Annotated in this window: 10 protein-coding genes; 4 read left to right on the forward strand and 6 right to left on the reverse strand. The window is 52.7% G+C overall.

Translation table 11 applies throughout. From position 1 onward, the window contains the following. Window positions 1-22: 22 nt before the first annotated feature. A complete protein-coding gene (locus CIK78_RS11100) occupies window positions 23-502 on the reverse strand; it encodes a gamma-glutamylcyclotransferase family protein (protein ID WP_225734413.1) in 480 nt (159 codons plus the stop codon). A 158-nt stretch (window positions 503-660) separates the two neighbouring features. Here CIK78_RS11100 and smrA point away from each other — a divergent pair, with 158 nt between their 5' ends. From smrA to CIK78_RS11115, 3 genes are all read left to right on the forward strand, one after another. Further along, on the forward strand, window positions 661-1251 hold the full coding sequence (smrA, locus tag CIK78_RS11105) for a DNA endonuclease SmrA (RefSeq protein ID WP_096280012.1): 591 nt from the start codon (window positions 661-663) through the stop codon (window positions 1249-1251). 192 nt (window positions 1252-1443) lie between these two features. Further along, on the forward strand, window positions 1444-1773 hold the full coding sequence (locus tag CIK78_RS11110) for a helix-turn-helix transcriptional regulator (protein ID WP_096280014.1): 330 nt from the start codon (window positions 1444-1446) through the stop codon (window positions 1771-1773). Then, on the forward strand, window positions 1767-3083 hold the full coding sequence (locus tag CIK78_RS11115) for a type II toxin-antitoxin system HipA family toxin (protein ID WP_096280016.1): 1317 nt from the start codon (window positions 1767-1769) through the stop codon (window positions 3081-3083). The genes CIK78_RS11110 and CIK78_RS11115 overlap by 7 nt, the downstream gene beginning before the upstream one ends. A 51-nt stretch (window positions 3084-3134) precedes the next feature. Here the strand turns inward: CIK78_RS11115 and CIK78_RS11120 are convergent, their stop codons facing one another. The 4 genes from CIK78_RS11120 to metH all read right to left on the reverse strand — a co-directional run bounded on the left by CIK78_RS11120 (window position 3135) and on the right by metH (window position 10516). Further along, window positions 3135-3716 (reverse strand): DUF934 domain-containing protein, encoded by a 582-nt coding sequence (locus tag CIK78_RS11120; protein WP_096280018.1) that lies wholly within the window; start codon window positions 3714-3716, stop codon window positions 3135-3137. Further along, entirely contained in the window at window positions 3706-5358 is a 1653-nt protein-coding gene (locus tag CIK78_RS11125; RefSeq protein ID WP_096280020.1) for a nitrite/sulfite reductase, read from the reverse strand. The genes CIK78_RS11120 and CIK78_RS11125 overlap by 11 nt, the downstream gene beginning before the upstream one ends. Before the next feature lie 121 nt (window positions 5359-5479). Then, window positions 5480-6811, reverse strand: coding sequence for an MATE family efflux transporter (locus tag CIK78_RS11130; RefSeq protein ID WP_225734412.1), 1332 nt, complete (start codon window positions 6809-6811; stop codon window positions 5480-5482). 9 nt (window positions 6812-6820) lie between these two features. Continuing rightward, window positions 6821-10516, reverse strand: coding sequence for a methionine synthase (metH, locus tag CIK78_RS11135; RefSeq protein WP_096280022.1), 3696 nt, complete (start codon window positions 10514-10516; stop codon window positions 6821-6823). Between the two features lie 307 nt (window positions 10517-10823). On the opposite strand from metH, the gene nfuA reads away from it, so the two are divergent. Continuing rightward, window positions 10824-11447 (forward strand): Fe-S biogenesis protein NfuA, encoded by a 624-nt coding sequence (gene nfuA / locus CIK78_RS11140; RefSeq protein WP_096280024.1) that lies wholly within the window; start codon window positions 10824-10826, stop codon window positions 11445-11447. Window positions 11448-11564: 117 nt separating this feature from the next. On the opposite strand, the gene CIK78_RS11145 is transcribed toward nfuA, so the two are convergent. Continuing rightward, window positions 11565-12614: a DNA-binding protein gene (locus CIK78_RS11145; protein WP_096280026.1), complete on the reverse strand. Its 1050-nt coding sequence runs from the start codon at window positions 12612-12614 to the stop codon at window positions 11565-11567. Between the last annotated feature and the right edge of the window lie 53 nt (window positions 12615-12667).

The following is a 12667-nucleotide window of genomic DNA, read 5'->3' on the forward strand; positions in this document are numbered from 1 at the left end:
AATACAGATAAGCCTATCTGTCCTATGGTACCAGAGCTACCGGCAATGCTGGGTAGGAGGCAAGCGCAGTTCGTGTACCTGGACGGCGCAAGTAAACCCAGGCACGAGTGCCGTCCTCAAGAGTTATAGTCCTACGATCGTAGCGTACGCCCAGTCGTTCATAGCGGTCTAGGCGGCGCAATTCAGCGGCGTCTATAGTGAGTAGCAGCCCATTGACTTGACTCCCGGGCTGGGACGAAAGGTCGAGACCATTGCGCTGATAACCCACAAGCACGGCGTCTTCAGGAGAGCCGAAACTCCCCATGACGGCCAGGCGCACCGGAGCATAGCGCAGCGTACCGTATACAAAGACCTGATGGATGCGCTGCTCGATGTCGTCTAGATCGTCTGGGCGATCATAAAACCATGGGCTGAGCATGGTTAGCCACAGCCATCCTGCCATGCCCACAATCCCCACACCGCTGCCGATCGCTAGGCGTTTCAACCAAACTGTTTTAGCCAAAACAGAGTGCCTCTCACTGAATGGTAAATAAGTGCAGGCATAGCTTGGCGCTCTGAATAGATGATGACAAGCCCTATGTTATCGACTTATTTAATCTGTTTAAGCACAGTCTTCGAGTTTGTTAGGATAGTCATTAGACCCTGTCAGAGGAGCCTGCAATGAATCAGCCACTTCGTGATGATATGGATTTTCGAGCTCTCGTCGGTGATGTTAGGCCGCTACCGGCAAGTAACCGCGCCGATCCTACTGCTCATCGTCAATGTCCTTCTGACGCTCAGCTGGCACGGCGTGAGTGGGCAGAAGAAGAGCGAGGAGCGCGCAATTTTTTATCCGACGACTTTGTCGACCTGCTTCCTCCTTTTGATCCTATCGAGTATCGCCGTGAGGGCATACAGCAGGGCGTTGTCGATAAATTAAAGCACGGCGGTTATAGCGTTCAGTCCCAGCTCCATCTGCTCAGGCGTCCTTTAAGCGAGTGTCGGCGGCTGCTTTTTCCTTTTATTCAGGAAGCCTATGCCCACGATTTACGCTCGGTGCTGATCGTGCATGGCCGCGGGCGTGAGATTGATAGTCCGGCTAACGTTCTGCGCTCTTATCTTGCCAAGTGGCTCAGCCAATTTGAGGAAGTGCAGGCGTATGTATCAGCCCAGCCGTCTGAAGGAGGGCTAGGCGCCACGTGGGTAATGCTGCGTAAAAGCGATCGCGCTAAAGCCAATAACCGCGAGCGCCAGCAAAAGAGACGTGGCTAATTGAATTAGATTCATCACAAGATGCTATTATTGTAACATTAAGCCATTTTAAGCCATTAATGTCCTTGTTTTAGATCTTTAAAAACTGATGGCTTGATATTAATTGATCTACTTAATAACCATGCTTCATAATGTGCTATATTTAGATCATAGCAGATATTTTTTTCAACTATGTTCGCTTAAGAGCATCTTATGATTACTGAAAATAAATCACCCGCCGCGATTGCTGAAACGTTAGGGGAGCGCCTAAAGCAGGCGCGCCTCAATCATGACATGACGCAAGCAGAAGTAGCAGCTCTAGCGGGTTTATCCAGAAAGGTGGTGCTGAATGCTGAAAAGGGAAAAATCCAATTAGAAGGACTGGTAGCCATCATGATGGCTCTCGATATGACGGCCCAGCTAGAGCACTTTTTACCACCACAAACTATTTCACCACTGCAGCTTTCCAAGCTACAGAGCAAGCAGCGTCAGCGTGCCTCTGGCCAGAGAAAAACCAAGGATGAGGAGCCGCTTGAATGGTAATGGAAGTTATCAACGTCAGCTATCTCGACCGCTACGTAGGGGCAGTGAGTTTCGATACTCGTACCGGCGTTGGTGCCTTTGAATACGATGGCGCCTTTATTAACGACGGCGTTGAGCTTTCTCCTATTAAAATGCCACTTGGCAAAAAAATATTCAGCTTTCCTGAGCTCAATATTGAAACCTTCAAGGGCCTGCCAGGACTCATTGCCGACTCACTGCCCGATGACTTTGGTAATGCCGTGCTTAATGCATGGGTGGCCAGCAAAGGCGGGCAGGCTGGCGATATTACGCCGCTGCAAAGGCTGCAATATACCGGCAAGCGGGGCATGGGAGCGCTGGAGTATTCGCCCGCCACGAAATTAAAAAGTCTCAATGCCTCCGCTCACGTTGAAATAGCCACCTTAGTCGGCATTGCGCAGGAAATACTCGATAGCCGATCAACCTTTTCCGTTGAGCTTAACAAAGACGGCCAGGAAGACAGAGAAGCCATGATGGCACTACTGTCTGTCGGAATGAGTGCTGGAGGCGCTCGTCCTAAAGCGGTTCTGGCGTTTAATCAGGATTTCACCCAAGTGCGCTCGGGACAAACACGCGTACCGGGTGGGTTTGCTCACTTTCTAATGAAGTTTGATGGTGTCAGTGAGCATAATAAAAATCGTGAGACGTTTGGCGACCCGCTAGGCTATGGTGCCATGGAGTACGTTTATCACCTGTTAGCGAAAGCCTGCGGCATTGAGATGATGCCTTGTAAGCTGATTAATGAAGGTCCGCGGCGTCACTTTATAACGCAACGGTTTGATCGAATCGGCAATCGTAAACTGCACGTACAAACCCTGAACGGCATAGCCCACGTTGACTATAAAAAACCAGGCTCATTCTCATACGCTGAATTATTTGGTGTGGCGAGACAGCTACAGCTTTCTGCCGCAGATGCCGAACAGCTCTTTAGACGCATGGTTTTTAATATAGTGGCTAGAAACCATGATGATCATGCGAAAAATTTTGCATTTATGCTGAAAGGGGGAGCCTGGTCACTTTCACCAGCCTATGACCTTGCTTACAGCTACAAACCGGGGAGCCCGTGGGTGAACAGCCACTGGATGAGCCTCAATGGTAAGCGCGACCATTTCTCTCGCAGTGACCTTTATTCGCTAGAAAGGCTGAGCCCTTTGTTTACCCGCAAAAAAATCAACGCCATGATTGATGAAACCATTGCACACGTTGCCCAGTGGCGAAAGCTTGCCGGCGAACACGGCGTGCCGGAATCATTGATAGACGAAGTGGCGTCAAACCTTAGGCTCGCGCTTTAAAATCAAAAAAAACGGCAAAGGCGCTGGGCCTTTGCCGGCTGATACTCAATGTTACTTGCTGGCAACTAAGCGGCGTTCAAACAACGCCTGGCGCTCTTCAACATCCGTTTGATAACGAACGCTAAAAGCATTCAGCGCACGCAAGGCATCTTCTGGATGCTGGTCGTCGCGCAGGGCCATTGACGTAAAGCCACAGCGGCGCATGTAGTCCAATTGATCAACCAAGACATCGCCGACGGCACGCACTTCACCTGCGTAGTGAAAGCGCTCACGCAGCAATCGAGCGACCGTGTAGCCGCGCCCGTCGGTAAAGGCAGGAAAATCAATCGCAATGGCCGCCACACTGCCGATCTGCTCACTCAGCGCGGGGGTTAATTCGGTATCACTGGTAAGCAGCGGCGCCAGTTCAGCATCTTCTTGATTCGCTTGCCATAACGCCAGCGGTACAAACGCAGGGCGCTGTTCAGGCAAGGTATCGGTGTCATAGGAGACGCACCAGGCGTTCTCGGCCGCTAGCTCGCCATTCACAATTAAATGATCAGCGTGCACCGGCGTCTGCTCTAGCACCTCCGCCTCATCATTGAGCGCGTCTGTCGTTGGGGTGCTTTTATTTGGCATGCTCTTATTTGGCATAAACATGCTCCTTGAAGGGTTTTAGGCCAATACGACGGTAAGTATCTAAGAAGCGCTCGTCTTCATGGCGCTGGTCCACATAGACCGCCAATACTTTTTCGACCACGTCAGGTACATCTTGGCGGAAGAATGAAGGGCCCAAAATTTTTCCCAGCGAGGCATCGTCGGTAGAGTTACCGCCAATCGATATCTGATAGTACTCTTCACCCTTTTTATCGACGCCCAAAATACCGATATGGCCGACATGGTGATGCCCGCAGGCATTCATGCAGCCAGATATATTCAGATCCAGAGGGCCAAGGTCATACAAGAAATCCAGGTCTTCAAAACGTTCCTGCAGCGCTTGTGCGATAGGAATAGACACTGCGTTGGCTAAGCTGCAGTAGTCGCCGCCTGGGCAGCAAATAATATCGTTGAGCGTTCCTACCGTAGGGTTCGCCATGCCGAGCGCGTCTAGCTCTTGCCAAAGCGCCTGCATTTCATCGACAGGAACATCGGACAGCACTAAGTTCTGTTCATGCGTCACGCGCACTTCGCCAAAGCTGTAGCGGTCAGCCAAATCTGCGACGGCTTCCATCTGATCAGCGGTGACGTCACCCGGGGCATGCTCTCGGCGTTTAGACAACGTCACCGCTTTATAACCAGCCACCTTGTGATTAGTGACGTTGTTGGTCACAAAGCGCGCAAAACTGCGATTATCCGCGCGCAGGCGATCAAAATCTTCAGTGGCTGAGGCGGCTACTGGACGGCGATCAGGCTCAGGGAAGTGGTCTTTAGCGGCGTCGACAGCGGCTTGATTAAGCGTTTGAGGGCCGTCTTTTAAGTGCGCCCACTCTTCATCTACCCGGCGGCGGAATTCATCAATCCCAAGCGCTTTAACGAGAATTTTGATCCGCGCTTTGAACTTGTTGTCGCGCCGGCCGAACTGATTGTAAACCCGTACACAGGCTTCCAGATACGTCAGCAAGTGCTGCCAAGGCAGGTCTTCACGCACTACGTCAGCAATCATGGGCGTTCGGCCTAAGCCGCCACCGGCCAATACTTTAATGCGCAGTTCACCCTCGGCGTTGTACCAAAAGCGCAGACCAATATCATGCACTTGAATCGCTGCGCGGTCTTGCGCTGCACCGCTAACCGCGATTTTAAACTTACGGGGCAAATAAGCGAATTCGGGGTGCAGGGTAGACCACTGGCGGATTAGTTCGCACCAGGCGCGCGGATCTTCCACTTCATCATTGGCGATACCCGCGAACTGATCGCTGGTCGTGTTACGAATGCAGTTGCCGCTCGTTTGAATCGCGTGCATCTGAACCTTGGCGAGATCGGCCAAGATATCCGGCACATCTTCGAGAGCCGGCCAGTTCAGCTGTAAATTTTGACGCGTGGTAAAATGGCCGTAGCCACGGTCATAGCGGCGAGTAATCTCAGCCAGGGCACGCAGCTGATGGCCAGCCAGCATGCCATAGGGAATTGCAATGCGCAGCATTGGCGCATGCCGTTGAATATAAAGGCCGTTTTGCAACCGTAACGGACGGAACTCTTCTTCGCCCAAACGCCCAGCGCGATAGCGTTCCATTTGGTCGCGAAACTGAGCGACACGCTCATCAACCAGCGTTTGGTCGTGAATATCATAACGGTACATGTGGCACGATCCTGCTAAAAAGCGAAATGGTCACGTTGAGACGGGGGTTAGCGTAGTACCACCTTAACGCGGGCGTCATATTCTACAAAAGAATATATAATTATCTTTTTAGTTCTAAAAGCTATTTAAAATCCATTGAGGCCCAGCGACGGCGCTGCCAGACCCACACAAATCCGATCGAGTTAACCAGCCGGTATAATAACTGCACCAGCCATACACCCAATAAGCCATGTCCTAAGTCAATACCAACCCACCAGGCCAGCGGTAGAAAAAACAACCACTGCATACCCAGGGTTAGAATCATGACAGTACGTTGAGCGCCAGCGCCCATTAACGCCTGAGCAAGCACCAGCGCCGCCGCATCCATAACGATCATCACACCGGTTAGCTGAAGCGGCACGGCGCCCATTGCGATGAGTTCTGGGCTGCTAAAAAAAGCGCTAAGTATCTTTTCAGGCATTAGCAGCATAGGCAGCGCCAACAATAACAGCAGCAGCCAGGCCACGCGAAGCGCATCCAGACCCCACTGATGCGCTTCGCGCTGGGCATCTCGCCCTAGGGCTTCGCCCACTAAGCTCATCGCGGCAACGCCGATGCCGACACCCGGTAAAATCAGCAGGAGCGATAGATTAATTAGGACATGCCCAACAGCAACGCTAGCGGTGCCTAGCTGACTTAATAGCCAGAATAAAACGGCATAGCCCGCAGCGAACCAAAGCTGCTGGATAGAATGCGGTATGGCTAATGCGAGCGTTGAGCGTAGCGTGGCGAAGCTAGGCAGACATGTCAAAAAATGCGTATTGAATGCACTTTTCAAGCTAATCCGGCTCCACACTACCAAGCCGACAAAAAGCGATAGGGTCGTGCCTGCACCGGCACCGCTGGCCCCCATTTGCGGCAGGCCGGCAACGCCGTAGATCAAGCCCGCACTAGCGACGACATTCAGCAGGTGCACCGCCACAATAATCTGCAAATAAAGCTGCGTCTGCTGACGACCGTTCCAGTAGCCACGAAAGCATAGCGTTAGCGCAATGGCTGGTAACGAGATGATCCGCCAACGAAAGTAGTTAACGGCAACCTCATGTACATCCAGCGCCGAGGTGATAAAGCCAATTAAAAGAGGCGCCTGCCACCATGCCAATATCGACAGCGGAAGCGCCACAGCAGCGCCTATCATTAACCCTGACTGCAGCGGATGGCAGCGTTCTGTGGCAGATACGTCGGCGCGCTGAGCCGTCTGTGACTGCACGCTAGAGGAGAGGCCAAAGACAACAGCGGTGAGCATAAACATCGCGTAGCCGCCAACGCCAACACCGGCCAATGCGACTTCACCCAGCCGTCCTACAAGCGCCGCGTCGATCAAGTTGAGCACGCTTTGTGACAGCATGCCCAACATAATCGGCAGGGCTAGGCGAATTACCTTACCGTGACGGCGAGTGACAAACAGACCCATCGATGCCAATCAGCTTGGGTCGTAGGAAAGCACCGGTGAAAGCCAGCGCTCCATCTCCTCAAGCGGCATGGGCTTACGGGCAGCGATTGCCTCAACCTGGTCACGGGTGATTTTGCCGGTCGAGAAATATTTCGACTGCGGATGAGCAAAGTACCAGCCCGCAACAGCGGCAGCAGGCCACATAGCAAAGCTTTCAGTTAATGCTAGGCCGGTATTCTCAGTCGCATTGAGCATTCTAAACAGCGTGGCTTTCTCAGTATGATCAGGGCAGGCCGGGTAGCCGGGAGCAGGGCGAATACCCTGGTATTTCTCAGCAATTAACGCATCGTTATCTAACACTTCTTCTGGCACATAGCCCCAGAACTCCTTACGTACACGCTCATGCATACGTTCGGCAAAAGCTTCTGCGAGTCGATCCGTTAATGCCTGGACCATAATCGCGTTATAGTCGTCACCCGCCGCCCCATAGGCTTTAGACAGCTCATCGACACCGTGGCCGGTGGTCACCGCGAAGCCGCCAATCCAGTCGGCTTTGCCGCTTTCCTTGGGGGCGATAAAGTCAGCCAAGCTGTAGCAAATGCCGTCGCGGCCTTTTGTGGTTTGCTGGCGAATATGATGGAGGCGCTCAACGACCTCGCTGCGCGACTCGTCGGCATAAACCTCAATCACGTCATCGTCAACGCTATTGGCAGGCCAAAGCCCGATAACGCCCCGTGCCTGCACGCGCTTTTCATCGATTAGCTTGCGCAACATGCTTTTCGCGTCTTCAAACAGGTTACGAGCAGCTTCACCAACAACGTCATCATTGAGAATCTTGGGATACTTACCCGCGAGCTGCCAGCTCATGAAGAAGGGCGTCCAGTCGATAAACGCTACAAGCTCTTCGAGATCATAGTTATCGAATGTTTTTAATCCGACCATCGTGGGTTGAGCGGGCGTATGGTTGCTCCAGTCAGTGCGAAAGCGTCGCTTGCGTGCTTGGGTATAATCGAGGTCTGCCGCTTTAGGGCGGCGCTTAGCGTTACGCTCACGAACTTTTTCATACTCTTCGCGAATTTCAGCCACATAGGTGGGCTTTTGAGCAGAAGAGAGCAGCCGCCCCGCGACGCCTACTGCGCGCGAGGCATCGGTGACATAAATGACCGGGTGCTCATATTGAGGCTCAATTTTGACCGCTGTGTGGGCCTTAGATGTCGTTGCACCACCAATCAGCAGCGGTAAATCCATGCCGCGGCGCTGCATTTCTTTAGCCACACTAACCATTTCATCCAGCGACGGCGTAATGAGGCCGGATAGGCCGATAATATCGGCGTTATGATCCTTCGCTGCCTGCAAAATTTTATCGGCGGGCACCATCACGCCAAGATCAATCACTTCGTAGTTATTACACTGCAGCACCACGCCGACAATGTTTTTGCCAATATCGTGAACATCGCCTTTTACCGTCGCCATCACGATCTTGCCTTTGGCTTTCACCTTTTCGCTTTTCTCGGCTTCAATAAAAGGAATCAGATAAGCCACCGCCTGCTTCATCACCCGCGCGGACTTAACGACCTGGGGCAAAAACATTTTCCCGTCGCCGAAGAGGTCGCCAACGACATTCATACCGTCCATTAACGGACCTTCGATGACTTCGATAGGGCGCTCGGCCTGGCTACGAGCTTCTTCAGCATCGCCTTCTATATAAACCGTAATACCTTTCACAAGCGCGTGTTCAATACGCTTATTGACCGGCCAGCTACGCCATTCAAGGTCTTCTTTTTTGGGCCCGCCGCTACCGTCCCCTTTAAACTTATCGGCAATATCGAGCAGGCGCTCAGTACCGTCGCTGCGGCGGTTTAACACCACATCTTCAACCGCATCACGCAGCTCTGCAGGCAAGTCGTCGTAAACGGCTAGCTGGCCCGCATTGACGATGCCCATGCTGAGACCCGCACGGATCGCATGATATAGAAACGCCGAGTGAATCGCTTCGCGCACCGCATTATTGCCGCGAAACGAGAACGAAACATTGGAAACGCCGCCTGAAATCATGGCGTGGGGCAGGTTGTCACGAATCCATTGAGTAGCTTCAATAAAGTCGACCGCGTAGTTATTGTGCTCTTCAATACCTGTCGCGATCGCAAAAATATTAGGATCAAAAATAATGTCTTCAGCAGGGAAGCCAATCTCGTCCACCAGCAAACGATAGGCACGCTGACAAATTTCCGTTTTACGCGCAAAAGTATCCGCTTGGCCTTCTTCATCAAAGGCCATTACGACGATAGCAGCACCAAAACGCCGGCATTTGGTCGCCTGCTCGCGAAAGGCGGCTTCTCCCTCTTTTAATGAAATGGAGTTAACGACCGCCTTGCCTTGGACGCACTTCAGGCCTGCTTCGATGATCTCCCACTTGGAGGAGTCGATCATAATAGGCACACGGGCGATATCGGGTTCACCGGCAATTAGATTAAGAAAGCGCTCCATGGCTTCCTTAGATTCAAGCATGCCCTCGTCCATGTTGATATCAATCACCTGAGCGCCGTTCTCTACCTGCTCAAGGGCGACTTCTAACGCCGTGGTAAAATCTTCTTCAACAATCAACCGCTTAAAACGTGCCGAACCGGTGACGTTCGTACGCTCGCCAACGTTAACGAATAACGAGTCGGCTTGAATATTGAACGGCTCAAGCCCTGATAAACGGCAGGCATGGCTAAGCTCGGGAACAACGCGGGGCGCCATATGGCGTACGGAGTCGGCAATGGCGCGAATATGGTCTGGCGTTGAACCGCAGCAGCCGCCAATGATGTTGACCATGCCGCTGGCAGCGAACTCACTGACAATCTCAGACATCTCCTCTGCTGTCTGATCATACTCGCCAAACTCGTTGGGAAGCCCAGCATTGGGGTGCGCCGAAACGAAGGTATCGGCCTTCTTGGAGAGTTCCTCCACATAAGGGCGCAGCTCCTCAGCACCTAGCGCGCAGTTTAGTCCTACGGAAAGCGGCTGAGCGTGGCGCACCGAGTTCCAAAACGCTTCAGTGGTTTGGCCCGAAAGCGTGCGCCCAGAGGCGTCTGTGATGGTGCCCGAAATCATCACTGGTAATCTTTCACCACGATCATCGAATAGCTCTTCGAGCGCATAAATGGCCGCTTTTGCGTTGAGTGTATCGAAGATCGTTTCGATCATAATCAGGTCAGCGCCGCCGGCAATAAGTGCTTCAGCAGCCTCATAGTAATTTTCGCGCAGCGCATCAAAGGTTACGTTGCGCTTGGCGGGATCATTAACATCTGGCGATAGAGAGGCCGTGCGCGACGTAGGGCCTAGCACGCCAGCAACATAGCGGGGCACGCCGGTTTCAGCCGCGACCGCATCGCAGACCTGGCGCGCCAGGCGTGCCGATTCGTAGTTGAGCTCTACGACCAGCGCTTCCATACCGTAATCAGACTGTGACAGCTGGGTACTGTTGAACGTATTGGTCTCAATAATATCAGCACCGGCCTCAAGATAGTCGCGATGAATTCGCGTGACTAAATCGGGGCAGGTGAGCGCTAGTAAATCGTTATTGCCTTTGAGATCCGAGGGCCAATCGCTGAATCGTTCTCCACGAAAATCTTCCTCACTCAGCGAGGCATTCTGCAGCATGGTACCCATGCCGCCGTCCAGAATCAGGATGCGTTGGGTAAGGCGCTGCGTGAGGGTTGCGATCAAAGCACTATCAGCCATGGCAGGGGGAATTCTCCAGCGTCACAGTCGTCAAAGGGGATGTTGTTATCGTCGGAAAAGCAGCATCAGTGGTTAAGCGGCGCATAATGATAACAAAAGGCAGTACAAAAGGCCCCTCTAGGAGCCGCCAGACAATGCCGGTGGGACAGACAGGTGATCATCTACCGACAAAAGTAGTCTTTTAAATAGCCTACTAAATTACTCGGGATTGTGTCAGAGCGGTGTTTTGCTTACCATAGTAACAAATGACATGTGAAGTGGTTCAGTCATTAGGCTTAGCCACTACCACGGGAGGAAGACACCCCTCATGACCACGACTAGCGAAAACAACACCAGCGTCGATACTCAAGGTATCGATATCACTGATAGTGCTCAGGAATATCTCTCCGAGTTGCTTGAAAAGCAAAACGTAGAAGGTATTGCAGTACGCATCTTCATTACCCAGCCAGGCACGCCGTACGCGGAAACCTGCCTGGCTTACTGCCGCCCCGGTGAAGAAGAACCCACCGATGTCACGCTGGAACTCGCGAAAATAAACGTTTTTCTCGATAAGAACAGCCTGGCCTTTCTGGAAGAGGCGGTCGTCGATTTTAACGCGGACCGCATGGGCGGCCAGCTGACGATCAAAGCACCGAACGCCAAAATGCCCAAGGTTAACGCAGATAGTCCGCTTGAAGACCGTATTAACTACGTTCTTTACAGCGAGATTAATCCCGGCCTGGCAGCACACGGTGGTGAGATAAAGTTAATAGAGCTAACCGAGCAGCAATACGCGGTCTTAGCTTTCGGCGGCGGTTGCCAGGGCTGCTCAGCGGTTGATTTAACGCTGAAAGATGGGGTGGAGAAAACCTTGATGGAGCGCATTCCGGAGCTTGCCGGCATCCGCGACGTCACCGACCACTCTGATACCACCAACGCCTATTATCAGTAATATGGCAGCAATAGGCTGAAGCCGCTGTCATTGATTTATTGATAATCTATCGTTGTTGAGCAAAACACCCAGCCCCTGTGCTGGGTGTTTTCGTGAGCATGGGAGCAAAATGGCCTATCAGCGTTCTGGTGCCCCTGATTGAGGCGTTTTATCAGCAAGCGATGCTGGCAACTCCGTTAGTTGTTGCTGTAACGCCTCCATCCGGCTCCAAAGCTTTTCTTGCCACTCTTGTTGGAGCACGGCCTCGTTCTGCGCATGCAGCTGGGCCTGCTGATTTAGTGCTGTTTGAGCCTGGTTTAGCTGCTCCGTTAACGCTTGGTGCTGCTTCGTTAGCGTGGTGATTTGCTGCTCATGCTCGCTCACCTGCTGTTCTCGCTCACCGGCATCGAGCTGCGTTTGGTGAAGGGCCTGCTGCTTAACGTTTAATTCTTCGCTTAGCGCCTCTATACGTTGCTGGCTCTGAGCAAGGCGTTTTTGAAACGCCTTTTCCTCCTGAGTACGTGTTTGCTGTGCCGCATCTAGCATCGCCATTAGCCTACCCTCAGCGGCTTCGTGGCGCTGCTCTTCTTGTCCAAGACGCTGCTCTGCGGCTAAACGCTGCTGGTTAAGCTCGTCCGCCTGAGCCTGCGCATTCTCCTCTGCCTGTTTCAGCAAGTTCTGATGCGCTTGTTTTAGCTGAACGCTTTCATCGCGCGCCGCTTGGGCTAGCTGTTGCCAGTGATGCTCGTTTGTCTGACTGGCCGCCAACTCACGATTGAGCGCTTCCATACGTTGCTCAACGTGGCGTAGATGTTCGGCGAGGGCGCTTTCACGCTGCTCGGCATCAGCCGCTTGTCGACCGGCTTCTTGCTCTGCCTGCTGGGCGGCCTCTACCTGTCGGTTGGCTTCTTCGCGGTAATGCACTAGCGCTTGATTTGCGGCTTCTTGAGCTTCTTGCCATAGCTGACTAGCCGCCATCACCACAGCTTCGGGTACGCCCTTGGGCGGGGGAACATCGCGATTTTGTTCGCGCTCACTGCGCCATAGCCTGAAGTGCTCACTAATTGTCGTAAAGCTACCCGTGCCTAAGACATCGCGGATGCGCTGTACGCTGGGATTGTCGCCACGCGTCAGCAGCACATCTATGGCTTGCTGCACATCGCTGTACTGAATGCCGTTGCGGGCCATCGAGCTTTCCTTTTTAGCTAAATTCGTATTCCTATTGTCGTGATAATTTACAT

This window comes from Halomonas sp. JB37, from assembly GCF_002332255.1.
Lineage (GTDB): Bacteria > Pseudomonadota > Gammaproteobacteria > Pseudomonadales > Halomonadaceae > Vreelandella > Vreelandella casei.